The organism is Streptomyces sp. NPDC006314, from assembly GCF_040613075.1.
In the GTDB taxonomy this organism is placed as follows: Bacteria; Actinomycetota; Actinomycetes; order Streptomycetales; family Streptomycetaceae; genus Streptomyces.
Map to the genome: position 1 here is coordinate 97070 of NZ_JBEXRL010000022.1, position 23844 is coordinate 120913.

The 23844-nt window shown below is 71.9% G+C and carries 20 protein-coding genes and 4 pseudogenes; 16 read left to right on the forward strand and 8 right to left on the reverse strand.

The window, feature by feature from the left end:
* The first annotated feature begins 33 nt into the window (after positions 1-33).
* The gene (locus tag ABZ079_RS30895; RefSeq protein WP_356942732.1) at positions 34-1077 is read left to right on the forward strand and encodes a 3-isopropylmalate dehydrogenase; all 1044 of its coding nucleotides are present in this window, start codon (positions 34-36) and stop codon (positions 1075-1077) included.
* Positions 1078-1319: 242 nt separating this feature from the next.
* Positions 1320-2408 (forward strand): branched-chain amino acid aminotransferase, encoded by a 1089-nt coding sequence (locus ABZ079_RS30900; protein ID WP_356942733.1) that lies wholly within the window; start codon positions 1320-1322, stop codon positions 2406-2408.
* A gap of 201 nt (positions 2409-2609) precedes the next feature.
* On the opposite strand, the gene ABZ079_RS30905 is transcribed toward ABZ079_RS30900, so the two are convergent.
* Positions 2610-4061, reverse strand: a complete 1452-nt coding sequence (locus ABZ079_RS30905; protein WP_356942734.1) for a cytosine permease — start codon at positions 4059-4061, stop codon at positions 2610-2612.
* A gap of 145 nt (positions 4062-4206) precedes the next feature.
* Here ABZ079_RS30905 and ureA point away from each other — a divergent pair, with 145 nt between their 5' ends.
* From ureA to ABZ079_RS30945, 8 genes are all read left to right on the forward strand, one after another.
* Positions 4207-4917 carry an urease subunit gamma gene (gene ureA, locus ABZ079_RS30910; protein WP_356942735.1) on the forward strand — a complete coding sequence of 237 codons (711 nt, stop codon included), beginning with the start codon at positions 4207-4209 and terminating at the stop codon, positions 4915-4917.
* Between the two features lie 32 nt (positions 4918-4949).
* Positions 4950-6638: an urease subunit alpha gene (locus ABZ079_RS30915; RefSeq protein ID WP_356942755.1), complete on the forward strand. Its 1689-nt coding sequence runs from the start codon at positions 4950-4952 to the stop codon at positions 6636-6638.
* 11 nt (positions 6639-6649) lie between these two features.
* Complete coding sequence (locus ABZ079_RS30920) at positions 6650-7693, forward strand: agmatine deiminase family protein (RefSeq protein WP_356942736.1); 1044 nt, start codon at positions 6650-6652, stop codon at positions 7691-7693.
* Between the two features lie 26 nt (positions 7694-7719).
* Positions 7720-8208, forward strand: coding sequence for a hypothetical protein (locus ABZ079_RS30925; protein ID WP_356942737.1), 489 nt, complete (start codon positions 7720-7722; stop codon positions 8206-8208).
* On the forward strand, positions 8205-8822 hold the full coding sequence (locus ABZ079_RS30930; protein WP_356942738.1) for a TetR/AcrR family transcriptional regulator: 618 nt from the start codon (positions 8205-8207) through the stop codon (positions 8820-8822). Before ABZ079_RS30925 ends, ABZ079_RS30930 begins: the two co-directional genes overlap by 4 nt.
* Before the next feature lie 68 nt (positions 8823-8890).
* A complete protein-coding gene (locus ABZ079_RS30935; RefSeq protein WP_356942739.1) occupies positions 8891-10201 on the forward strand; it encodes an MFS transporter in 1311 nt (436 codons plus the stop codon).
* 285 nt (positions 10202-10486) lie between these two features.
* The gene (gene cimA, locus ABZ079_RS30940) at positions 10487-12097 is read left to right on the forward strand and encodes a citramalate synthase (protein WP_356942740.1); all 1611 of its coding nucleotides are present in this window, start codon (positions 10487-10489) and stop codon (positions 12095-12097) included.
* A 14-nt stretch (positions 12098-12111) separates the two neighbouring features.
* Positions 12112-12537: a VOC family protein gene (locus ABZ079_RS30945; protein ID WP_356942741.1), complete on the forward strand. Its 426-nt coding sequence runs from the start codon at positions 12112-12114 to the stop codon at positions 12535-12537.
* A 45-nt stretch (positions 12538-12582) separates the two neighbouring features.
* On the opposite strand, the gene ABZ079_RS30950 is transcribed toward ABZ079_RS30945, so the two are convergent.
* The 4 genes and pseudogenes from ABZ079_RS30950 to ABZ079_RS30965 all read right to left on the reverse strand — a co-directional run.
* Positions 12583-13185: a GPP34 family phosphoprotein gene (locus tag ABZ079_RS30950; protein ID WP_356942742.1), complete on the reverse strand. Its 603-nt coding sequence runs from the start codon at positions 13183-13185 to the stop codon at positions 12583-12585.
* A 34-nt stretch (positions 13186-13219) separates the two neighbouring features.
* A complete protein-coding gene (locus ABZ079_RS30955) occupies positions 13220-13459 on the reverse strand; it encodes a muconolactone Delta-isomerase family protein (protein WP_356942743.1) in 240 nt (79 codons plus the stop codon).
* 125 nt (positions 13460-13584) lie between these two features.
* Entirely contained in the window at positions 13585-14073 is a 489-nt protein-coding gene (locus ABZ079_RS30960) for a hypothetical protein (protein ID WP_356942744.1), read from the reverse strand.
* 7 nt (positions 14074-14080) lie between these two features.
* Positions 14081-14403 (reverse strand): annotated as a pseudogene (locus ABZ079_RS30965) (RICIN domain-containing protein); the annotation flags it as partial.
* 160 nt (positions 14404-14563) lie between these two features.
* On the opposite strand from ABZ079_RS30965, the gene ABZ079_RS30970 reads away from it, so the two are divergent.
* Entirely contained in the window at positions 14564-17578 is a 3015-nt protein-coding gene (locus ABZ079_RS30970) for a glycoside hydrolase family 3 N-terminal domain-containing protein (RefSeq protein ID WP_356942745.1), read from the forward strand.
* Positions 17579-17631: 53 nt separating this feature from the next.
* Entirely contained in the window at positions 17632-19017 is a 1386-nt protein-coding gene (locus ABZ079_RS30975) for a hypothetical protein (RefSeq protein WP_356942746.1), read from the forward strand.
* 3 nt (positions 19018-19020) lie between these two features.
* Here ABZ079_RS30975 and ABZ079_RS30980 read toward each other — a convergent pair.
* Together ABZ079_RS30980 and ABZ079_RS30985 are read right to left on the reverse strand one after the other, a co-directional pair.
* Positions 19021-19203 (reverse strand): annotated as a pseudogene (locus ABZ079_RS30980) (DUF397 domain-containing protein); the annotation flags it as partial.
* Positions 19139-19333, reverse strand: a complete 195-nt coding sequence (locus ABZ079_RS30985) for a hypothetical protein (RefSeq protein ID WP_356942747.1) — start codon at positions 19331-19333, stop codon at positions 19139-19141. The pseudogene ABZ079_RS30980 and the gene ABZ079_RS30985, both read right to left, overlap by 65 nt.
* A gap of 79 nt (positions 19334-19412) precedes the next feature.
* On the opposite strand from ABZ079_RS30985, the pseudogene ABZ079_RS30990 reads away from it, so the two are divergent.
* Positions 19413-19788, forward strand: a pseudogene (locus ABZ079_RS30990) (ATP-binding protein); the annotation flags it as partial.
* 45 nt (positions 19789-19833) lie between these two features.
* On the opposite strand, the pseudogene ABZ079_RS30995 reads toward ABZ079_RS30990, so the two are convergent.
* Positions 19834-20437 (reverse strand): annotated as a pseudogene (locus tag ABZ079_RS30995) (YceI family protein).
* 212 nt (positions 20438-20649) lie between these two features.
* Between ABZ079_RS30995 and ABZ079_RS31000 the strand changes: the two are divergent.
* From ABZ079_RS31000 to ABZ079_RS31010, 3 genes are all read left to right on the forward strand, one after another.
* On the forward strand, positions 20650-21147 hold the full coding sequence (locus ABZ079_RS31000; RefSeq protein WP_356942748.1) for a hypothetical protein: 498 nt from the start codon (positions 20650-20652) through the stop codon (positions 21145-21147).
* Positions 21148-21183: 36 nt separating this feature from the next.
* On the forward strand, positions 21184-23487 hold the full coding sequence (locus tag ABZ079_RS31005) for a polysaccharide lyase 8 family protein (RefSeq protein ID WP_356942756.1): 2304 nt from the start codon (positions 21184-21186) through the stop codon (positions 23485-23487).
* Positions 23488-23641: 154 nt separating this feature from the next.
* On the forward strand, positions 23642-23844 hold a 203-nt coding region (locus ABZ079_RS31010), incomplete at its 3' end, for a carboxyl transferase domain-containing protein (RefSeq protein WP_356942749.1).

Sequence of the window (23844 nt, forward strand, 5' to 3'; positions counted from 1 at the left end):
GTCATCCCCTGGGACGAGGGGTAGGGTGCCCGCATGTCTCGCAGCATCAATCTCGCAGTGATCCCCGGTGACGGCATCGGCCAGGAGGTCGTGGCCGAGGGTCTCAAGGTCCTCTCCGCCGTCCTGCCGCAGGATGTGAAGCTGGAGACCAAGGACTACGACTTCGGCGCCAAGCGGTACCACGCCACCGGTGAGACCCTCACCGAAGCCGACCTCGACGCGCTCAAGCAGCACGACGCCATCCTGCTCGGTGCGATCGGCGACCCGTCGGTGCCGTCCGGCGTCCTGGAGCGCGGCTTCCTGCTCAAGCTCCGCTTCGCCTTCGACCACCACGTCAACCTGCGCCCGTCGAAGCTGCTCCCGGGTGTCGCCACCCCGCTGGCGGGCCAGCCGGAGATCGACTTCGTCGTCGTCCGCGAGGGCACCGAGGGCCCGTACACCGGCAACGGCGGCACCATCCGCAAGGGCACCGAGCACGAGGTCGCCACCGAGGTCTCCGTCAACACGGCCTACGGTGTCGAGCGCGTGGTCCGCGACGCCTTCGCCCGCGCCCAGGCCCGCCCGCGCAAGAAGCTCACGCTGGTCCACAAGAACAACGTGCTGACCTTCGCCGGGCATCTGTGGACGAACGTCTTCAACAAGGTGGCCGCGGAGTTCCCCGAGGTCACCACGGACTACATCCACGTCGACGCGGCCACCATCTACCTGGTCACCGACCCGGCCCGGTTCGACGTCATCGTCACCGACAACCTCTTCGGTGACATCATCACCGACCTCGCCGCGGCCGTCTCCGGCGGCATCGGCGTGGCCGCCTCCGGCAACATCAACCCCACCGGCGAGTTCCCGTCCATGTTCGAGCCGGTCCACGGCTCGGCCCCGGACATCGCCGGCCAGGGCAAGGCCGACCCCACCGCCACGGTTCTGTCCGTCGCGCTGCTGCTGCGTCACCTCGGCTACGACACCGAAGCCGACCGCATCGACACGGCGGTCGCCGCCGACCTGACCGAGCGTTCCGCGCTCGGTGCCCGCAGCACCGGGCAGATCGGCGACGCGCTCGCCGCCCGAGTAGCCGGCTGACCCGGCGCTCCACCCCCAGAAGCCGCCGGGTCACCACGCCCGGCGGCTTCCCCGTGTCCCCGCCGGGTGCCACCATCGACCCCTGGGCCGCTTTCACCCCGATTCCGTCCGCCGCGACCCCCCGCGCGATAATCGAACGCGGAGCCGCGGTATGAGGGAAAGCTCGGACGTCCTAGCACTGACGACTGGCAGTTCGGGCGTGAGCGCGGCCCGTCACTACAACCGGTGAAGGACAACCACTCATGACGACGCCCACGATCGAGCTCAAGCCGTCCGCGCACCCGCTGGCCGCCGCGGAGCGCGAGGCGATCCTGGCCAGCCCCGGATTCGGCCGCCACTTCACCGACCACATGGTGACGGTCAAGTGGACCGAGGGCCGCGGCTGGCACGACGCGCAGCTCGTCCCGTACGGCCCGATCTCCCTCGACCCCTCCACCCATGTCCTGCACTACGGCCAGGAGATCTTCGAGGGTCTGAAGGCGTACCGGCAGCCCGACGGCTCGATCGCGGTGTTCCGCCCCGAGGCCAACGCCCGCCGCTTCCGCAACTCCGCCCGCCGCATGGCCATGGCGGAACTGCCCGAGGAACTGTTCATCGCCGCGCTGGACGCGCTGCTCAGCCAGGACGCCGACTGGGTCCCGCCGCACGGCGGCGAGGAGTCGCTGTACCTGCGGCCGTTCATGTTCGCCACCGAGGCCGCGCTCGGCGTGCACCCGGCGAACGAGTACCTGTTCATGCTGATCGCCTCCCCGTCCGGCGCGTACTTCTCCGGTGGCGTCAAGCCGGTCACCATCTGGGTCTCCGAGGACCACGTCCGCGCCGTCCCGGGCGGCACCGGCGACGCCAAGACAGGCGGCAACTACGCCGCGTCCCTGCTGCCGCAGGCCGAGGCCGCCGCGCACGGCTGCGACCAGGTCGTCTACCTCGACGCGGTGACCCGCACCAAGGTCGAGGAGAGCGGCAGCATGAACGTCGCCTTCGTCTACGGCGACCGGATCGTCACCCCCGCCCTGACCGGCTCGATCCTGGAGGGCATCACCCGCGACTCCCTGCTCCAGGTCGCCCGCGACCTCGGCTACACCGCCGAGGAGGGTGTGATCACCCTGGAGCAGTGGCGCAAGGACGCCGCCTCCGGCGCCCTCACCGAGGTCTTCGCCTGCGGCACCGCCGCCGTGGTCACCCCGATCGGCCATGTCAAGACCAAGACGGACGCCTGGACCCACGGCGACGGCAACCCCGGCCCGGTCACCCTTCGCCTGCGCGAGGCCCTGCTCGGCCTCCAGCGCGGCATGACCGAGGACAAGCACAACTGGATGCACCGCGTCGGCTGAGCCCCACCCGGCGCACACGAATACGGCCCGTCCCGCTTCCGGGGCGGGCCGTGTCATGGGCTCGCGGTCCGCGCCGGAGGCGGCGCGCCCCCGCCCGGTCGTCCTGAACCCCGCGACCGGCCCGCGGACCGCGCCCGGTCCGCTGCACGGGAGCCTGCCGCGAACCGGCCGCCCCGGACCTCATCGGAACGGCCCGGTCCGCTACGACGCGACCGGGGAACGCCGGCCGTCCGACGTGGACGAGGCCGAGTCCCCACAGGCCGGCGGCTGACCCGCCCGCGCGGCCGTCAGCAGCAGGTACACCGCTCCGCCGACCCCGCCCGACAGCAGGAAGCTGCAGTCCACACCGCTGGTCAGCGCCAGCAGCGGGCCCTCGTACGACGGCAGGGACACCGCCAGCAGCCCGACCAGCGCGCCGGCCGCCCAGGAGGCGGTGGCCCGCACGTTCCAGCCCGCCCGGTACCAGTAGATCCCGCCCCGGGAGCGGCGGTTGAAGACCTGCAGGGCGTCGGCGTCGTACCCGCCGCGACAGCGGACGAAGCCGATGAGGGTGATGACCGCCCACGGGGTGCCGATGGCGGTGAGCAGGAGGACGAAGGAGGTCATCGCGGACTGCGCGTTCCAGGCGTAGTGGCCGACGAAGACACAGGCCGTGGCGACGACGGCGACCGCGTAGGTCGCGTGGGCGCGTGAGGCCCGGGGCAGGATCGCGTCCAGGTCCAGACCCATGGAATACAGCATCAGGCCCGCGTTGCCGACCGAGCCCGCGGAGGCGGACAGCAGCAGCGGGACCAGGTACCAGGCCGGGGAGGCCGCGACCAGCGGGCCCGCGTAGTCGGTGGCGGCGTGGGCCGCGTACGCCGTGAAGGTGCCGAACAGCTGGGGAACCAGCAGGCCGAGGACCAGGCCGAGCCAGGTGGCGTGCAGCACCTTGCGGCTGGAGTGGCGGGCGGGGGAGACGTACCGGGTGTAGTCGCCGAGGAGGGTGATGAAGGCGACGGGGCCGGACAGGCCCGCCGCCACCGCCGCGAGGAACCAGGTCGGCCAGAAGGAGCCCAGCAGACAACCGCCCGCGTCCGGCAGCGCCGAGGTGGTGAAGTGGGGGGCGTAGGCGAGGATGCCGAGGACCAGCAGGGCCGTCATCCCCACGGCGAGCACCCGGGACATGGCGAGCAGCACCCGGTAGCCGTAGACCGCGCCGGCGACGGTCGCCGCGGCGAGCACGGCGTAGCCGAGGGCGTACGACACCCCGTCCGCGGGCACCCCGAAGAGCCGGCCGAGGACCCGCAGCATCACGTCCCCGCCGATCCACACCGTCAGCGCGGTGTAGCCGAGGGCCAGCAGCAGGCCGACCACCGAGCCGACCAGCCGGCCCCGCACACCGAACTGGGCGCCGGAGGACGTGGACAGGTTGGTCGCCGTGCGCAGGGAGACCAGCGCGAGCGGGGCCGTGAACAGCGTGCCGACCACGGTGCCCGCGACGATGGCGCTGACCGACGCCCACCAGCCGAGCCCGAAGGACGGCGGCAGCCAGCCGAAGATGATCACTCCGAGGCAGAGGTTGGAGCCGAGCAGGATCGAGACGAGGTCACGCGGACCGCTGGTCCGCTCCTCGTCCGGGATGGTGTCGACGCCGCGTTGTTCTATCGGCATGGCTGGGTCTCCTTCGACGGCCGCCTTCGAGTTTGAGCGACGTTCAATGTGACGCGGCCATGGGTCGCCGGTCAATCCTTCTCTTTCAAGAACATTGCGTTTAGAGTGATGCTCTAACCCATGGAAGGCAAGGAGGTGCCGCGTCGTGAGACTGACCCCGACGGAACGCGACCGGCTGCTGCTCTTCGGAGCCGCCGAGCTGGCCCGGGCCCGCCGTGCGCGCGGCCTGAGGCTGAACGTGCCGGAGGCGACCGCCCTGATCGCGGACACCGTCTGCGAGGCCGCCCGGGACGGCAAGCGGCTCGCGGAGGCCATCGAGGCGGCCCGGTCGGTGCTCGGTCCCGAGGACGTACTGCCGGGCGTCGCCGACGTCGTCACCGAGGTGATGGTCGAGGCCGTCTTCGACGACGGCTCCCGGCTCGCGGTGGTCTCCGACCCCATCGGCGGCGGCCTGGGCGAGGACGCCCCCGGCGCGCTGCTCCCCGGCCCCGGGCACACCGACCCCGGGCCGGCCGTCCGGCTCCGTGTCACCAACACCGCGACCGTGCCGGTCTCCGTCACCTCCCACTTCCACTTCTTCGAGGCCAACCCGCGCCTGGACTTCGACCGCTCGGCCGCCTACGGCATGCGGCTCGCCGTACCCGCCGGGTCCTCGGTCCGCTTCGGGCCGGGCGAGAGCGAGGAGGTCGGGCTCGTCCCGATCGGCGGCGAGCGGATCGCGATCGGCTTCGCCGGACTGGTCGACGGACCGCTGGACGCGCCCGGTGCGAGGGACGAGGCCCTGCGCAGGGCGGCGGCCTGCGGATATCTCGGAGTCGCGCCGGCAGGTGCGCCGCGGGGAGGCGGGGAACGGTGAGCCGTTCGAAGGGGCGCGAGATCAGCCGGGCGATCGACGTCGACCCGCACGCCTACGCGGCCACCCACGGCCCCCGCGCGGGTGACCGCGTCCGTCTCGGCGACTCCGGACTCACCATCCGGGTCGAGTCCGACTCCCAGCGCTACGGTGACGAGTTCCTGGCCGGCTTCGGCAAGACCGCCCGCGACGGACTGCACCTCAAGGCCGCCGCCGTCCGCGAGACCTGTGACGTCGTGATCAGCAACGTCGTCGTGATCGATGCGGCCCAGGGCATCCGCAAGGTCTCCATCGGCATCCGGGAAGGCCGTATCCGCGCCATCGGACGGGCGGGCAACCCGGACACCCTCGACGGCGTGGACGTCGTCGTCGGCACCGGCACCTCCATCGTGTCCGGCGAGGGGCTGATCGCCACGGCCGGGGCCGTCGACACCCACGTCCACCTGCTGTCGCCGCGCATCATGGAGGCCTCCCTCGCCTCCGGCGTGACCACGATCATCGGTCAGGAGTTCGGCCCGGTGTGGGGTGTCGGCGTCAACTCCCCCTGGGCACTGCGCCACGCATTCAGCGCCTTCGACGCCTGGCCGGTCAACATCGGCTTCCTCGCCCGTGGTTCGTCCTCCTCGGACGCGCCGCTGGTCGAGGCCCTCGCCGAGGGGGGTGCCTCCGGCTTCAAGGTGCACGAGGACATGGGCGCCCACACCCGGGCCCTGGACACCGCCCTGCGCGTCGCCGAGGAGCACGACGTCCAAGTGGCCCTGCACAGCGACGGGCTGAACGAGTGCCTGTCGGTCGAGGACACCCTGCGCGTCCTCGAGGGCCGCACGATCCACGCCTTCCACATCGAGGGCTGCGGCGGCGGACACGTGCCCAACGTGCTGAAGATGGCCGGCGTCCCGAACGTCATCGGCTCCTCCACCAACCCCACCCTGCCCTTCGGCCGGGACGCGGTCGCCGAGCACTACGGCATGATCGTCTCCGTCCACGACCTCAAGACCGACCTGCCCGGTGACGCGGCCATGGCCCGCGACCGCATCCGCGCCGGCACGATGGGCGCCGAGGACGTGCTGCACGACCTGGGCGCGATCGGCATCACCTCCTCCGACGCCCAGGGCATGGGCCGCGCCGGTGAGACCGTCCGCCGTACCTTCGCCATGGCCGGCAAGATGAAGGCCGAACTGGGCCCCCTGGAAGGCGACGGCGAGGGCGACGACAACGCCCGCGTCCTGCGCTACATGGCCAAGCTCACCATCAACCCCGCCATCGCGCACGGCCTCTCCCACGAGGTCGGCTCGATCGAGGTCGGCAAGCTCGCCGACATCGTGCTGTGGCGCCCGGAGTACTTCGGGGCGAAGCCGCAGCTCGTCCTCAAGTCCGGCTTCCCGGCGTACGGGGTGACCGGCGACCCCAACGCGGCCACCGACACCTGCGAACCCCTCGTGCTCGCGCCGCAGTTCGGCTCGTACGGCGCCACGGCCGCGGACCTCTCGGTCGCCTTCGTCGCCCAGGCCGCCGTGGACCAGGGCAACGACACGATGCCGACCCGGCGCCGGAGGGTCGCCGTCCGCGGCACCCGCGGCATCGGCCCCGCCGACCTGCGGCTCAACGCCCGCGTCGGAGCGGTCGACGTCGACCGGCGCACCGGCCTGGTCACCCTCGACGGCGACCCGCTGCGCTCCGCGCCCGCCGACTCCGTCCCCCTCAACCGCCTCTACTTCCTCTAAGGACCGGCCACATGACCACCCCCGCCGCCGACGGCTTCCGCATGCCCGCCGAGTGGACCCCGCACGAGCGCACCTGGATGGCGTGGCCGGACCCCAACCCCACCTTCGACGACCCCGACGGCCTCGCCGCGTCCCGCATCGCCTGGGCCTCCGTCGCCCGCGCCGTCCGCCGCTTCGAGCCGGTGACGGTCGTGTGCGGCCCCGGCCGGTCCGCCGAGGCACAGGCGCTGCTCGGCCCGGGCATCGACACCGTCGAGCGGGACCTGGACGACGCCTGGATGCGGGACATCGGCCCCACCTTCCTCACCGACGGCCAGGGCGGACTGGCCGCCGTCGACTGGACGTTCAACGGCTGGGGCGCACAGGACTGGGCCCGCTGGGAGCACGACGCCAAGATCGCCGCGTATGTCTCGGATCTCGCGGGCGCGAAGACGTACGCCTCGAAGCTGGTCAACGAGGGTGGCGCGATCCATGTCGACGGCGAGGGCACCGTCCTGCTCACCGAGACCGTGCAGCTCGGCCCCGAGCGCAACCCGCACTGGTCGAAGGAGGAGGTCGAGGCCGAGATCCACGCCCACCTCGGCACCAGCAAGGCCATCTGGCTGCCGCGCGGCCTGACCGGCGACTACCCGCCCCACGGCTTCGGCACCCTCGGTCACGTCGACATCGTCGCCGCCTTCGCCCGCCCGGGTGTCGTGGTCGCACATCGGCAGCCGGACCCGGCCCACCCCGACCACGCGGTCACCAAGGAGGTCATCGGCATCCTCAAGTCGGCGACCGACGCGCGCGGCCGCGCCCTGGAGGTCGTCGAGGTACCCGCACCGACCGCCCTGGAGGCCGACGGTCACTGGGCCGACTACTCCTACATCAACCACTACATCTGCAACGGCGGCCTCGTGCTGTGCGGCTTCGACGACCCCCGTGACGAGATCGCCGCCGGGATCTTCCGCCGCCTCTTCCCCGAGCGGACGGTGACGCTGGTGGACGCCCGGACGATCTTCGCGGGCGGCGGCGGCATCCACTGCATCACCCAGCAGCAGCCGAAGACCCGGTGACGTCCGCCTTCCGGTAGAACATACGCGTGGACATACTGCTCTGTGCCGCCTGCGGCCATCGGCTGACCGAACCGGTCCGGCGCCTCGACGGGATGCCCGAGTTCCCCGACTGGGACGGGCTGCCCGGGCCCGACGGGCAGCGCCTGCCTCCGGCCCGGCTGTCGCGCGGCACCTACGCAGTCGACCCGCTGCCGCACGGGGCGCCGTTCGTGCCCGCGCCGAAGGACGAGGAGTACGACGGCGTGGTGCCCGGCGGGAAATGGATGTCCGACGAGCGCGGATTGCTCGTCTCCGCCGGGCCCCGCGACACGTACGTCCTGCATCCGCTCGACGTCCCCGAGTTGGTCTTCCACCCCGACTCGTGGCGGCACATCGGCTGTTGCGGCCCCGACGGGGAGCACGGTGCCAACCGCCTGTGCCCCTGCGGTGCCGAGGTGGCGATCGTGGCCGCGGACTGCACGAGCGAGTACGCGACCCGGTTCGTCCCCGACGCCGTACGGACGGTCCCGGCATGAGCGAGACCCCGTCCCCGCGCCGCCGTACCCCCGCCCCGCCCCGTGAGGACGTCCTCGGTGCTGCCATGGACATGATCGCCGAGCGGGGCCTGGAGAAGCTCACCATGGCCGCGCTCGGCCGCGAGGTCGGCATGAGCAGCGGGCACCTGCTGTACTACTTCCGCTCCAAGGACGAGCTGCTGCTGCGGACCCTGGAGTGGAGCGAGGGCCGGCTCGGCGCGGAGCGGGGCCGCCTGCTCACCGGCCCCGGCACCGCCCGCGAGCGCCTGTCCGCCTATGTCGACCTGTACGTCCCCGACGGCCACCGCGACCCGCACTGGACGCTCTGGCTGGAGGTCTGGAACCGCTCGCAGAACGCCGACGACGACGCCCGGGCCCGGCAGGCCGCGATCGAGGGCGCCTGGCACCGGGATCTGGTCGCCCTGATCGCCGAGGGCATCTCGCACGGTGAGTTCCGCGGGGTGGACGCGGACCGCTTCGCGGCGAGGTTGCGTGCGCTGCTCGACGGGTTCTCCATCCATGTGGCGATCGGGTTGCGTGGTACCGACCGTGAGCAAGTGCTGGCACATGTGACGGAGTTCATCACCGAGACGCTGCTGCCGCGCGACGTCTGATCGCGTCGGGCTTCCGGCCGCGCCGGGTGAAGGAATCGTTGCCTCCGCCGCCGGGCAGATAACGGCGCATGGGACGACAACACTGGAAGAAGATCTGGGTCGGCTCGGCGGGCAACATGGTCGAGTGGTTCGACTGGTTCGTGTACGCGAGCTTCGCCACCTACTTCGCCGGCGCTTTCTTCCCGAGCGGCGACCCCACCGCCCAGCTCATGAACACCGCGGGGATCTTCGCCGTCGGGTTCTTCATGCGCCCCGTCGGCGGCTGGCTGCTGGGCAGGGTCGGCGACCGCAAGGGCCGCAAGGCGGCGCTGACCCTGACCGTCACGCTCATGTCGGCCTCGGCCGTCCTCATCGCCGTCGCCCCGACCTACTCGGTCGCCGGCTACGGCGGCGCCCTCGTCCTGCTCGTCGCCCGTCTGCTCCAGGGCCTGTCGGTCGGAGGCGAGTACGCGGCCAGCGCCACCTACCTCACCGAGGCCTCCGACCCCCGCAGCCGCGGTTTCGCCTCCAGCTTCCAGTACGTCTCCATGACCGCCGGCCAGATCGTCGGCCTCGGCCTGCAGATCATCCTCCAGCGCACCATGTCCGACGACGCCCTGCACGGCTACGGCTGGCGCATCCCCTTCGTGGTCGGCGCGCTCGGCGCGGCCGTGATCTTCTATCTGCGCCGGAACATGCTGGAGACCGAGGTCTACGAGGAGGACGCCTCGCACGCCGAGGAGCGCGGCACGCTGCGCGCCCTGTGGCAGCACAAACGGGAGGCGTTCCTGGTCATCGCCCTCACCATGGGCGGCACGGTCGCGTACTACACCTATACGACCTACCTGACGAAGTACCTCTCCAACTCGGCGGGCCTGCCGAAGGAGACCGCGACCCTCGTCTCCTTCACCGCGCTGATCGTCTTCGCCTGTCTCCAGCCGCTCGCGGGCCGCCTCTCCGACCGCATCGGCCGCCGCCCGCTGCTGATCACCTTCGCGGTCGGCTCCACCGTCCTCACCGTGCCGATCATGACGCTGCTGGGGCATGCGAGCGGCTACTGGTCCGCCCTCGGCCTCGCCCTCCTCGCACTGGTCGTGGTCACCGGCTACACCTCCATCAACGCCTGCGTGAAGGCCGAGCTGTTCCCGACCGGCGTGCGCGCGCTGGGTGTGGCCCTGCCGTACGCCATCGCCAACGCCCTCTTCGGCGGCACCGCCGAATACGTCGCCCTGTGGTTCAAGAAGGCCGGCATCGAGTCGGGCTTCTACTGGTACGTGGCCGGTTGTGCGGCCGTGTCCCTGGTGGTCTACGTCGCCATGCGGGAGACGAAGGACCTCGATCTGGCCAGGGTGAAGGCCGCCGAGGGGTCCGGGGAGTCCAGCCTGACGACCGCATCCTGAGACGGCCGGTGAGCCGGGGGCGTCGCTGTGCCAGACTGCCCCCGTGCTCTCGTTCGCCATGATTATTGGCAGCAGGCGCGCCGGTCCGCAGTGACCACCTCGTACGACCAAGTGCGGGTGGCCACCGTCGTCCTCGACCCGCGCGCAGACCTCTCGCACCCGCGAGGGGTTTTTTCGTTTTCCGGCCCACCTGCAGCCGGCAGCGGAGCGCGAGGGAGTATTGGGGGGACGGTGGAGCCGGTCATTCCGGTAAGACCGAAGATCCACAACAGGAGCCTTGAGACCATGACCGAGACGGCAACCAGCGAGCTCGACGACTCGTTCCACGTCTTCGACACCACGCTGCGCGACGGCGCGCAGCGCGAGGGCATCAACCTCACCGTCGCGGACAAGCTCACCATCGCACGGCACCTGGACGACTTCGGCGTGGGCTTCATCGAGGGCGGCTGGCCCGGTGCGAACCCCCGCGACACCGAGTTCTTCGCCCGTGCGCAAGCGGAGATCGACTTCAAGCACGCCCAGCTGGTCGCCTTCGGCGCCACCCGCCGCGCCGGTACCACGGCCGCCGACGACCCCCAGGTCAAGGCGCTCCTGGAGTCCGGCGCCCCGGTGATCACCCTGGTCGCCAAGTCGCACGACCGGCACGTGGAACTGGCGCTGCGCACCACGCTCGAGGAGAACCTCGAGATGGTCCGGGACACGGTGTCGTACCTGAAGGACCAGGGCCGCCGGGTCTTCGTCGACTGCGAGCACTTCTTCGACGGCTACCGCGCCGACCCGGAGTACGCCAAGGCGGTCGTCCGTACGGCCTCGGAGGCCGGCGCCGACGTCGTCATCCTCTGCGACACCAACGGCGGCATGCTCCCCGCCCAGGTCCACGCGGTCGTCTCCACGGTCCTCGCCGACACCGGCGCCCGGCTCGGCATCCACGCCCAGGACGACACCGGCTGCGCGGTCGCCAACACCCTCGCCGCCGTCGACGGGGGCGCGACACACGTGCAGTGCACGGCCAACGGCTACGGCGAGCGGGTCGGCAACGCCAACCTCTTCCCGGTCGTCGCGGCCCTGGAGCTGAAGTACGGCAAGAGGGTGCTGCCCGACGGCCGCCTGCGCGAGATGACCCGCATCTCCCACGCCATCGCCGAGGTCGTCAACCTCACCCCCTCCACCCACCAGCCCTACGTCGGCGTCTCCGCCTTCGCGCACAAGGCCGGCCTGCACGCCTCCGCCATCAAGGTCGACCCGGACCTGTACCAGCACATCGACCCCGAGCTGGTCGGCAACACCATGCGCATGCTGGTCTCCGACATGGCGGGCCGCGCCTCGGTCGAACTGAAGGGCAAGGAACTCGGAATCGACCTGGGCGGCGACCGCGAGCTGGTCGGCCGCGTCGTCGAGCGGGTGAAGGAACGCGAACTCGAGGGCTACACCTACGAGGCCGCCGACGCCTCCTTCGAACTCCTGTTGCGCGCCGAGGTCGAGGGCAGGCCGCTGAAGTACTTCGACGTCGAGTCCTGGCGGGCCATCGTCGAGGACCGCCCCGACGGTACTCACGCCAACGAGGCCACGGTCAAGCTGTGGGCCAAGAGGGAGCGGATCGTCGCCACCGCGGAGGGCAACGGCCCCGTCAACGCCCTGGACCGGGCCCTGCGCGTGGCGCTGGAGAAGATCTACCCGCAGCTCGCCAAGCTGGACCTGGTCGACTACAAGGTCCGCATCCTGGAGGGCGTGCACGGCACCCAGTCCACCACCCGCGTGCTGATCTCCACCTCGGACGGCTCGGGCGAGTGGTCCACGGTGGGCGTGGCGGAGAACGTCATCGCCGCGTCCTGGCAGGCGCTGGAGGACGCGTACACGTACGGCCTGCTGCGGGCGGGCGTGGAACCGGCGGAGTAGGTCACAGTGGGAGCATGACCTCAGACGACGGTGACCTTCTGGCGGGAGCCCGCGTGGCGACCCGGCTGCCCGCCGCCGACCTGGGCCGGGCCCGGCGCTTCTACGCCGAGAAGCTCGGCCTGCAGCCCGTCGACGAACGCCCCGGCGGGCTGCTGTACCGGTGCTCCGGCGTGGACTTCGTGGTCTTCCGGTCGACGGGGACCTCGCCGGGCACCTTCACGCAGATGGCCTTCGAGGTGGACGACATCGAGGCGGTCGTGGCGGAGCTGCGGCACCGGGGCGTGGTCTTCGAGGAGGTCGACGCGCCCGGCCTGCACACCCGCGACGGCATCGCCGAGGTCGAGGGCAACTACCCGAGCAAGGGCGCGCGCGGGGAGCGCGGCGCCTGGTTCCGCGACAGCGAGGGCAATCTGCTGGCCGTCGGCGAGCCGATCCGGTAGCCGGGAGCGGGCCCGGGGGCCGGCCCGATGCCGTCGGACCAGTCGTCAGGGCGCCCGCCAGATGTTGTCGAAGGCCACGTTCTCGATGCGCCGCCGCTCGCGCACGGCCTCCAGCTCGGTCACCGCGTCGCCGACCGCCAGCAGCACGGTGACGACCGCCTCGTCGCCGGGTTCCTCCTGGGCCGGCCGGTCGTCCTGGATGCCCAGGGTGCCGGCGAGGGCGGCCAGGACGGGCTCGTGGGACCACCAGCGGTCGGCCGCGTGCCGCCGGGCGGGGGTGTCGGCCGGGGTGGCGTCCCCGCTGCGCAGGGACAGCCGGTGACGGCGCTTCCCCGTGAGCTGCCCCGCGGAGTCCAGGACGTCGCGGTAGGCCGTGGCCAGCCCCTGCCCCCGCCGCCACAGCCAGTCCTCGACCGTCTCGTACGGCTCCTGTCGGACGAGCGAGGCGCCCGCCTCGTCCAGCAGCCGGTCACCCGTGGTCAGCGTCGGCCCCGGCAGGATGCGCTCGCCCTCCAGGGTGAGGGCCCGGGCGCCGAGGAGGTCGATCAGCTCGGCCCCCGCGAGCGCCAGCGACAGATCGCCCTGCTCGACGGGGTGGTCGCCGGGGACGTCCAGGCTGACGAGGAACAGATCCTGCGGTGTGGTCATACGGGACTCCAGGACGGACGGGCTCGCGGACGTGTCAGGACGGGCCGGGGCCGTTCGGGTGGCGCTCCAGCGGCGTGGCACGGAGCGTCGTCCACGGCCGCGGCGGAAGGATGCCCAGCACCTTCCGGTCGAGTTCCTCCTCGTCGGGCGCCCGCCAGACGCCGGTGCCGCGCGACTCGCCGGCCGGGCGCCGCAGCCGTGCCAGACGACCGGTTGCGGCCGGTTCCCGCGCCCGTACGGCCTCGGCGGCCCGCCGCCGGGCGACCTCCTCCACGGGTGCCCTCGGGCACCGAGGTGGCGATCTCGACCAGGAACTCGCGCATGATCCCGCTCCTCGGTGAGGTGCCGGCGGGCCCGCCGGTCTCCCTCATCGTCCCCCAGCCGCCCGGCGGCCGCCGCTCAGCAGGAGTCCTCGGCGAGCCTCCCGAACGCGCCGCGGCTCATCGTACGGCCGTCCGCCCAGACCTGTCCGGGCTTCAGCCGCCCGATCTGATCGGCGGTGAACTCCACGACCCCGTTGTAGGAGTCGCCGCTGTCGTAGTGCCCGAACCCGAGGACGTAGTCGTGCCGGGGCAGCAGCTCCTGCTTCCCCCGGTGCCGGGCCTGCCAGCCCTCGGGCGGGGTGAAGAGGGGGAAGCCGGCATCCCCGTGCAGCCCCTCCCTCCGCGCGTCCCACCCGGTGGTCACCGGGCCGTCCCCGGCCCCGCGCCTTCGCCCGTCGAGGTGCGGGCCCTGGTAGCCGTCGTCACCGCACGGACGGAAGACCGCGTACGGCGTCCCGTCCGTGCCGACCCGCACCCCCGCGAGCGGCAGATCGACGGCAGTGCAGCCGCTGAGCAGCAGCATTCCGCCGGTGACTCCCGCCGCCATGACCCTCGCGCGTCTCATGTCCGCCCTACCGCAGTGCCCACTTCTGGTTGATGGCGCCGGTGCACGACCAGATCCGTGCGTGTGCCCCGTTCGCCGACGAGTCCTCCGTGACGTCGAGGTACTTGTCGGCCGCCGTGTCCACGACATCACCGGTGGTGGTGTTGTACGACCACTGTCGGGCACCGGTTGCGTTGCAGTCGTACAACCGCACCTCGGCTCTGTCCGTTGTCGGGCCCGAGGCCACGTCCGGGCACTCGCCGAGCGTCCGGATCGATCCGCCGGCTGGACGGTCCACTGCTGGGCGGTGCTGCCGTTGCAGTCGTCAAGCTGCACCGCCGCGCCGTTGGCGTGAAGTACCCCCAGGCGTACGGGAGGGCCAACGTGCCTGGTGCGGGGGGAGGTTGTGCCCGAACCTCCTGACATGCCGTCTTGACGGTTCTGGGAGGGCCCAGTTAACTCATGGCGTGAGCTAAGTCCTGAGTGAACCACGAGAGTCGAGGGAAGGCCCATGCGAAGAACCGCCCTGCTCGCCTCCGCCGCTCTCCTCGCCGGTCTGCTGCCCTGGGCGGCGACCGCGCGAGCCGCCGACGATCCGGCCCCCGTCCCCGTCGACCGCTTCGAGGGCGAGGTGCCCTTCGCCTCCCAGCCCGCTGAGGGCATCTTCACCTGGGGTGGCGACGCCGACGACCCGCCCACGCTCCGCCTCGCCGGCGGCGCCGACGCCCCCGAGGGCGGCCACGTCCTCGCCGGCGGCTACGACATCAGTGGCTACGGCGGCCTCACCCACGACTTCGCCGCCACCGCACCCGCCCACGACTGGTCCGCCCACCAGGGCATCCGCTTGTGGTGGGAGGGCCGGAACAACGGCAAGAAGATCACCTTCGAGATCAAGGACGGCGGCGCCCACGGCGAGGCCTCCGAACTGTGGACCACCTCCTTCACCGACGACTTCACCGGCTGGAAGCGGATCGAGCTTCCCTTCACCGACTTCGCCTACCGCACCGACTACCAGCCCGTCGGCGGCATCGACCACATCCTCGGCCTCAAGGAGATGTGGGGCTACGCCATCACCCTCCCGGCCGGCACCAAGGGCGACTTCGCTATGGACGACGTGGAGCTGTACGGGAACGCCGACCAGGCACTGCGCGCCACCGCCGGCACCGACACACCCGTCCACCCGGTGAAGGAGGGCAAGGCGGCCAGGGTGAAGGTCACCGTGGCCACCACCGGCGACCGGCCGCTCGCCGAGCCCGTGACCGTCACCTACGCCACGGGGGACGGCACCGCGACCTCCGGCAGGGACTACACCCCCGTCTCCGGCACCCTCACCTTCCCGGCCGGCACCGCCTCCGGCACCGCGCGGACCATCGAGGTACCCACCCGCCGGGACCGGGCGGCCGAACCCGCCGAGACCATCCCGCTGAAGCTCACGGTCACCGGCGCCAAGGCCCCCGCCGAGACCCCGCAGATCGTGATCGACGCACACGGACTGCCGTACCTGGACGCCAGGTTGCCGGTCGAGAAGCGGGTCGCCGACCTGGTGAGCCGGATGTCCCTGGCGGAGAAGGCCGGCCAGATGACCCAGGCCGAGCGCGGCGCGATGGCCCGACCGGCCGACATCGCCGCCTACGCCCTCGGCTCCCTGCTCTCCGGCGGCGGCTCGACCCCCACACCCAACACGCCCGAGGCCTGGGCGAAGATGATCGACGCCTTCCAGCTGCGCACCCGGGCGACCCGCTTCCAGATCCCGCTGGTCTACGGAGTCGACGCGGTCCACGGCCACAACAACCTCTCCGGCGCCACGATCATGCCGCACAACATCGGCATCGGCGCCACCCGCGACCCCCGACTCGCCTACCGGACGGGCGCGGTGACGGCAGCCGAGGTCCGCGCCACCGGCATCCCCTGGGACTTCGCCCCCTGCCTGTGCGTGAGCCGCGACGAACGCTGGGGCCGTTCCTACGAGTCCTTCGGCGAGGACCCGGCCCTCGTGGAGTCCATGGAGACCGTCATCCAGGGCCTCCAGGGCCGCGCGAACGGCAGGGAACTGAGCCGGAACGACAAGGTGCTGGCCACGGCCAAGCACTTCGTGGCCGACGGCGGCACCGCGTACGGCTCCTCGACCACCGGGTCCTACACCATCGACCAGGGCGTCACCAAGGTCACCCGCGAGCGGCTTCAGCACATCCACCTCGCGCCGTACCGCGCGGCCGTCGAGCGGGGCGTCGGCACGGTCATGCCGTCGTACTCCTCTCTGGACATCGCGGGCGACGGCAAGGGCGCGATCAAGATGCACGCCCGCGGCGACATGATCAACGGCGTGCTCAAGGACCGGCTGGGCTTCGACGGCTTCGTCATCAGCGACTGGAACGCCATCGACCAGCTCCCCGGCGACTACTCCTCCCACGTCCGCACGGCGGTGAACGCGGGCGTCGACATGATGATGGTGCCCTACACCTACAAGGAGTTCAGCACCGCGCTCGCCCACCAGGTGACGGCGGGCCGGATCAGCGAGAAGCGGATCGACGACGCCGTCTCCCGGATCCTCACCCAGAAATTCAGGCTGGGCCTGTTCGAGCACCCGTACGCCGACCCCACCGGCGCCGCCGCCATAGGCTCCCGCGCCCACCGGGAGGTCGCCCGCCGGGCCGCCGCCGAATCGCAGGTGCTGCTGAAGAACGCGGGCGGGCTCCTGCCGCTGAAGAAGAGCGAGAAGGTGTACGTCGCCGGGTCCAACGCCGACGACATCGGCAACCAGACCGGCGGCTGGACCCTCACCTGGCAGGGCGCCTCCGGGCACATCGTCCCGGGCACGACCGTCCTCGAGGGCCTGCGCAAGGCGGGCGGGAACGTCACGTACTCCAAGGACGCCTCCGCTCCCACCGGCGGCTATGACGTCGGCGTGGTCGTGGTCGGCGAGACCCCGTACGCCGAGGGTGTCGGCGACGTCGGCAACGGCCACGACCTGAAGCTGTCGGCCGCCGACCAGGCCGCCGTGGACAAGGTGTGCGCCGCCATGAAGTGCGCGGTGCTGATCGTCTCCGGCCGTCCGCAGCTCGTCGGCGACCGGCTGGGCGAGATCGACGCCCTGGTCGCCTCCTGGCTGCCCGGCACCGAGGGCGAGGGCGTCGCCGACGTCCTCTACGGCAAGCGCCCCTTCACCGGACAGCTCCCGGTCACCTGGCCGAAGTCGGAGGCGCAGCTGCCGGTCAACGTGGGCGACACGGCGTACGACCCGCAGTTCCCGTACGGCTGGGGCCTGACCACCCTCACCCAGGTCCCGAAGGGCGGTACGGCCACCCTGCGCGACCTGGCCGTCCGTGCGGCGGCGGCGGAGCGGCACGGGGACGACCGGACCGGGCGGGCGCTGGTGACCCGGGCCCGGCTGCTCGTCCAGCAGAAGGCGGACGGCCACCTCACCCAGGTGGTGGCGAAGCCCTTCGCCGACGCCGACCACCTGCTGCTGACCGGCCGCTACGGAAAGGCGGTGCGGAAGCTGACGGAGGCGTACCGGGCGGTCTGACCGCCGGAATACCGGGATGCCCTGTTTGGGGAAGCTTCGGGTAGCGTCGAAGTATGAAGGCCGTCGCGCGGACCCGAAGCCTCCCCGCCCTGCTGCTCGCCGTCCTGGTCGTGTTGCTGGCGACCCTGTTCGCGCCTGCGGCGAGCGCGGAGACCAGTGTTTCCACGATCGCCCGGGCCTTGCGCGAAAGCCCGGTCTACGTCGACCCGGCGGCCCGCGACGAGCTGTCCGCGGCGGACGCCGAGACCCTCGCCGAGCGGATCAAGGACGCGGACAAACCCCTGTTCATCGCGGTCCTCCCGGCCGACTACCCCACCTCCCGCCTCTTCTACGACCTGCGCGCCGCGACCGGCGTCACGGGCCTCTACGGCGTCCGCCTCGGTGACCGGTTCGACGCCCGCGCCGACGCCTCCGTCATGTCGGTAACGGCCCGGAAGAACCTGGTCGGCAGCGTCCAGGGCGAGGACGCCAAGGCGCAGCTGGCCGACTTCACCGACCGGGCCCTGGCCAACATGGGCGGCCACGCCCCGCAGAGCTGGGGCGGCGCGGCCGGTGACGACGGCATCTCCGGCACGGCGCTGATCACGACGGGCGCGGTCGTCGTGGCCGGTGGCGCGGGCGCGTACGCGCTGGTCCGCCGCAACCGCCGCCGGCGCGAGGAGGAGCAGCGGGCCGCCCTGGACCGGCTGCGGGTGGTCGTGGACGAGGACATCACCGCGTTCGGCGAGGAACTGGACCGCCTGGACTTCCACCCCTCGGAACGGGGCGCCGACGACGCGATGCGCGCCGACTACGAGCGTGCTCTGGACGCCTACGAGACCGCCAAGCAGCGCATGGCGGCGGCGGTGCGACCGGAGGACGTCCGCGGGGTCACCGAGGCCGTGGAGGACGGCCGCTTCTCCCTGGCCCAGCTGGCCGCCCGCCGCGAAGGCCGCCCGCTCCCCGAACGCAGGCCGCCGTGCTTCTTCGACCCCCGTCACGGCCCGTCGGTCACCGACGCCACCTGGATGCCGCCCGGCGGTGCCGCGCGTCAGGTCCCGGTGTGCGCGGCCGACGCCACCCGTCTGGCCGACGGCCGCGACCCGGTGATCCGCGAGGTCGACACCGAGTACGGACGCCGCCCCTACTGGGACGCGGGCCCGGCCTACGGCCCCTGGGCCGGCGGCTACTTCGGCGGCGGCCTCCTGCCCGGCCTCCTGTTCGGCACCGTGCTGGGCAGCGTGATGGCCACCCCGTCCTACGCGGCCGGCTACGGCTCCGGCTACGGCGACTTCGGCGGCGGTGACTACGGCGGCGGCTACGAGGGCGGCGACGTCTCCGGCACGGACTTCGACCCCGGGGACTTCGGGGGCGGGTTCGGGGACGGCGGTGGCTTCGACGGGGGCGGCGGCTTCGACGGTGGAGGCGGCGGGGGAGGGGACTTCGGCGGGGGCTTCTGATGTCTAGATGCCGCCCAGGAAGTCCTTCCAGGTGGCGGGGGAGAGGGTGAGGACCGGACCGGCGGGGGCCTTGGAGTCGCGGATGTGGACGGCGGCGGGGTGGGCGGCGACCTCGACGCAGTCACCGCCTTCGCTGCCGCTGTGGCTGGGCCAGGTGTAGGCGAGTTCGAGGCAGTTGCCGCCCTCGCGGTACCGTCAGCGCCCCGCCCGTCTCCAGCACCTCGTCGAACTGCTCGGCGCGGTAGGGCTGGAGAGCCAGCCGCCCCTGCTCGATGGAGGCCACGGTGTCGACGTGGAGGTGTACGTGCTCGGCCAACGCCTCCTGCGAGAGGTGCGCCTTCTCCGGTAGTGCGCGACCAGCGCGCCGACCGCCTGCCAGGTACTGACTTTATTGGGCGTTCTTCCGGCGGGACCGCAGGTCGGTCGGGGCGGCGCGGCAGTTCACGCGGGCGGTGCTGACGCACTGGCGGCTGGGGCGGCGCGCGGAGGACGTGTTGCTGTGCGTCAGCGAGCTGGCCACCAACGCGCTGCTGCATGGCGTGCCGCCCGGCAGGGGTTTCTCCGTCCGGCTCGATCTCGCGCGCGGCGAGGACCGGCTGCGGATGGAGGTGCATGACAGCGGCCCCGGTACCGTCCGGCTCCGGGAGACGGGTCCGGAGGCGGAAGGCGGCCGGGGCCTGCTGCTCGTGTCGGTGCTGGCGGACAAGTGGGGGGGCGGGGGAGCGCAACCCCGGCAAGTTCGTGTGGTGCGAGTTCGACGCCCCTCGGTGAGGAACCACCCGGCGGACGTGTCCGCGCGGCGGGTCCGCCGGAGGCTCACGCGTTCCGGATCGCCGAGACGTCGAAGACCAGCTTGATCTTGTCGGAGACCAGGACGCCACCCGTCTCCAGTGCCGCGTTCCAGGTCAGGCCCCACTCGGAGCGCAGGATCTCGGCCTTGCCCTCGAAGCCGACGCGCTCGTTGCCGAAGGGGTCGGTCGCGGCGCCGTTGAACTCCAGGTCGATGGTGAGCGGCTTGGTGACGCCGAGCAGGGAGAGGTCGCCGGTGATGCGGTACGCGTCGCCGCCGAGGGCTTCCGCCTTGGTGGAGCGGAAGGTCATCGTCGGGAACTCGTCGATCTTGAAGAAGTCGGAGGACCAGGTGACCGTCGCGGTCCGCGTTGCCGGTCTCGATGCTCGCCACCTGGACGTCGAGCGTGGCGGTGGACTTCGCGGGATCGGCGCCGTCCAGGTGCAGCGTGCCGGTGAAGTCCTGGAAGCTGCCCTTGACGTTGGTGACCATGGCGTGCCGGGCGACGAAGCCGATCGTGCTGTGGGCCGGGTCGACGGTGTAGTCGCCGGTCAGCGCCGTCAGGTCAGGGCCGGCGGCGGTCGGCGCGGTGGCGACGGCGGTGGTGTCCTTGCGGCTGAAGATCCCCATGACGCACTCCTTGTTGAACGTTGAATGAATCCGACGTCTTCGACGGTAGACCCATTTCGTTTAGTTTTCAACATCCATCAGTGTGTGACAGCGTCGGCGCACTCTGTCACCGTCACGCCCTCTGGCGGCGCACCCCGGACTCGGGCACCATCTGCCTGCACCACCTGCCAGCCGACCCGCGAGACGCACGGCCCCTCGCAGGAAGGTCCCTCATGAAGGTCCGCTCCCTCCTGACCGCGCTCGCCCTCGTCACCGCCCCCGGCGTCGCGGTCCTCGGCACCGCGACCGACGCGTTCGCCGTCACCAAGATCAGCCACGCCACCGCCACCCAGATGTTCCGCGACGTCGGCATCACCTGGTCGTCCTCCGGCAACTGCTCGGACCGGAACAACCCCACCTGCACGTCCTTCGAGCAGCTCAACCTCGCCACGGCCCAGGGCGCCCAGACCCTCAGACGGGCCAGCGCCTGCGCCCTCAACATCACCGGCGGCACCGAGACCGGCCACGCCTCCGGCACCTACTCGCACTGGAACGGCTACAAGCTGGACTACGGCAAGAACACGTGCGTGACGTCGTACATCAAGAACACGTTCACGTACATCGGGCTACGCGGCGACGGCGCCCCGCAGTACAAGTCCGGCTCCGGCAACATCTACGCCGACGAGGGCAACCACTGGGACGTCCTCTACTACAACTGCGGCGGCTGCTGAGCCGGGAGCCGAGGAGAGAGGGCGGTGACCGGCCCCATGGGCATGACCCGACGCGCGCTGCTGCTGGCCGCCGCCCTCGCCGCCGCCGCGGCGCCGGGTGCCCGGGCGGCCGACGACCCGTACGACACCCTGCGCCGCCGCTGGCTCGGCATCTGCCTGGGCACGGGCTACGACCCGGCGGCCGAGCCGTACGCCTCCCGGCTCGCCCAACTCGGCGGCCGCGCAAGGGAGTACCGGGAGAGCATGGTCCCCGGTCCCGCCTCGCTCTGGCCGGGGCACCCCTTCGACCCGCCCTCCGGAATCACCTTCAGCTACGGCCGCCTGTGGACCATGACCCAGGCGTACGTCCAGGACGGCACCGGTTCCACCGGTGACCCCGCGCTCCTCGCCGACGTCCTCCGCGGGCTCGACCACCTCTCCACCACCGTCTACAACCCGGCCACCACCCGCTACGGCAACTGGTGGGAGTGGCAGATCGGCAGCCCGCGGCTGCTGACGGACATCACGGCCGCCCTGTACGAGCAGCTCGGCCGGGACCGGGTCGCGGCCGCCTGCGCGGCAGTCGACCACTTCATCCCGGACACGATGCTCACCGACTACTCCCGCACGTCCACCGGCGCCAACCGCGTCGACCTGTGCCGTTCCGTCGCCCTACGCGGCATCCTCGGACGCGACCCCGGCAGGGTCTCCCTCGCGCGAGACGCCCTGTCGCCGGTCTTCCCCTACGTCACCGAGGGGGACGGGCTGTACGCCGACGGCTCGTTCGTCCAGCACACCTGGGTCGCCTACTCGGGGACGTACGGCCAGGTGCTGCTCGACGGCCTGGGGCGGCTGTTCGCCCTGCTCGCCGGTTCGCCGTGGGAGGTCACCGACCCCGCCCGGCAGAACATCCTGGACGGCGTCGAACACGCCTACGCACCCCTGATCCACGACGGGCTGGTGATGGACTGCGTCAACGGCCGCGCCATCAGCCGGGGTTACCTGCGGAGCGATGACCTGCAGGTGATGCGCAGCGACCATTACCACGGGCAGGCACTCGCCGCCGCCGTCGCCCTTCTCGCGGAGGGCGCGAGTGAGGCGGAGCGACTGCGGTGGCACGGCCGGATCAAGGGGTGGATCGAGCGGGACACGGTGGTACCGTTCCTGACCGCCCGCCAGTCCGGGGTGGCCGATCTCGCCCGGCTGCACGCCATCGCCGGGTCACCCGTCCCCCCGGCCCGGGAACCCCTCGGCCACCGCCTCTTCCCGGCCATGGACCGCGCCGTCCACCGCACACCCCGCTTCACCGCCGCCCTCGCCATGGCCAGCGACCGCATCGCCCACTACGAGTGCGGCAACGGCGAGAACCCGCGCGGCTGGCACACCGGGTCCGGAATGCTCTCCTGGTGGCCGAAGGGCCGCAGTGACCAGTACACGGACTGGTACTGGCCGACCGTCGACTGGTACCGCCTGCCCGGCACCACGGTGTCGGCCAAGCGGCTGGCCGACCGGGCCGGCGGCGAGTGGGGCGCGCCCAAGCCGGACGTCCGCTGGGTCGGCGGGACCACGGACGGCGTGTACGCGGCCGTGGGGCAGCACCTCAAGGGCCTCGGCTCCACCCTGGAGGCCCGCAAGTCCTGGTTCTTCCTCGACGACGCCGTGGTCTGTCTCGGTGCCGGGATCAGCTGCGCCGACGGTGTCCCGGTCGAGACGGTCGTCGACAACCGCAACCTCGGCGAGGGCGGCACGCAGACCTTCGTACGCGCCCGGCGATGGGCCCACCTGGAGGAGCACGGCGGGTGGGTGCTGCCGTGCGGGGGTGAACTGCGCGCCCTCCGCGAGGACCGCACCGGCGCCTGGGGCGACATCAACACCACCAGCACCGGCGAGCGCCGGACCCGGCGCTGGCAGACCCTGTGGCTCGACCACGGCACCGACCCGGCCGGTGCCGGCTACGTCTACGTCCTGCTGCCCGGCGCCTCCCGCGCCGAGACCGCCGCCCGGGCCGCCGACCGCCGCTGGCTGTCCGTTCTGGCCAATGACGGCACCTGCCAGGCCGTCGCCGTGCCCCGCCTGGGCCTGACGGCGGTGAACTTCTGGCGGATCGGTACGGTGGGGGACCTGACCGTCTCGGCGGGCGCGAGCGTGCTCCTCGTCCGCCGGGGCCGGACGGCCACCCTCTGCGTGAGCGAGCCGCCGCGTACGGGTGAGCCGCTGGAGGTCGTCTGGGACCGCCCGGTGCGCGCGGTGAACCGTGCCGACGACAGCGTGGTGATCCTGTCGGCTGACCGCCGTCTGAGGGTCCGTGTCACCCCGGGGATGGCATCCTCCACCCACGAATGTGAGGTGGCTCTCAGGTGAGGTCTTTGTGGCACACCTACAACGCCCATGCCTTCTGAGCAGTCGGAACGGCTGCACACCGCTGTGGTTCTGTTCACTGGCACCAGGAAAACGGGCCGGAGACTGTACGGAGTCGACGGCTCGCTTTCCTTGGTGTCCTTCGTAAGGTCACTACATGACCGTTTTGGAAGAGACGACGGGTGAGCCGACCGGCGAGCCGACGGACGCGCGCGGACGGGTCGCCGAGCTGCACGGGATTCGTGCACGGGCCGTGGCAGGCCCCAGCGAGAAGGCGACCGAGGCGCAGCACGCCAAGGGCAAGCTGACGGCGCGGGAGCGGATCGAGCTGCTCCTGGACCCGGGATCCTTCCAGGAGGT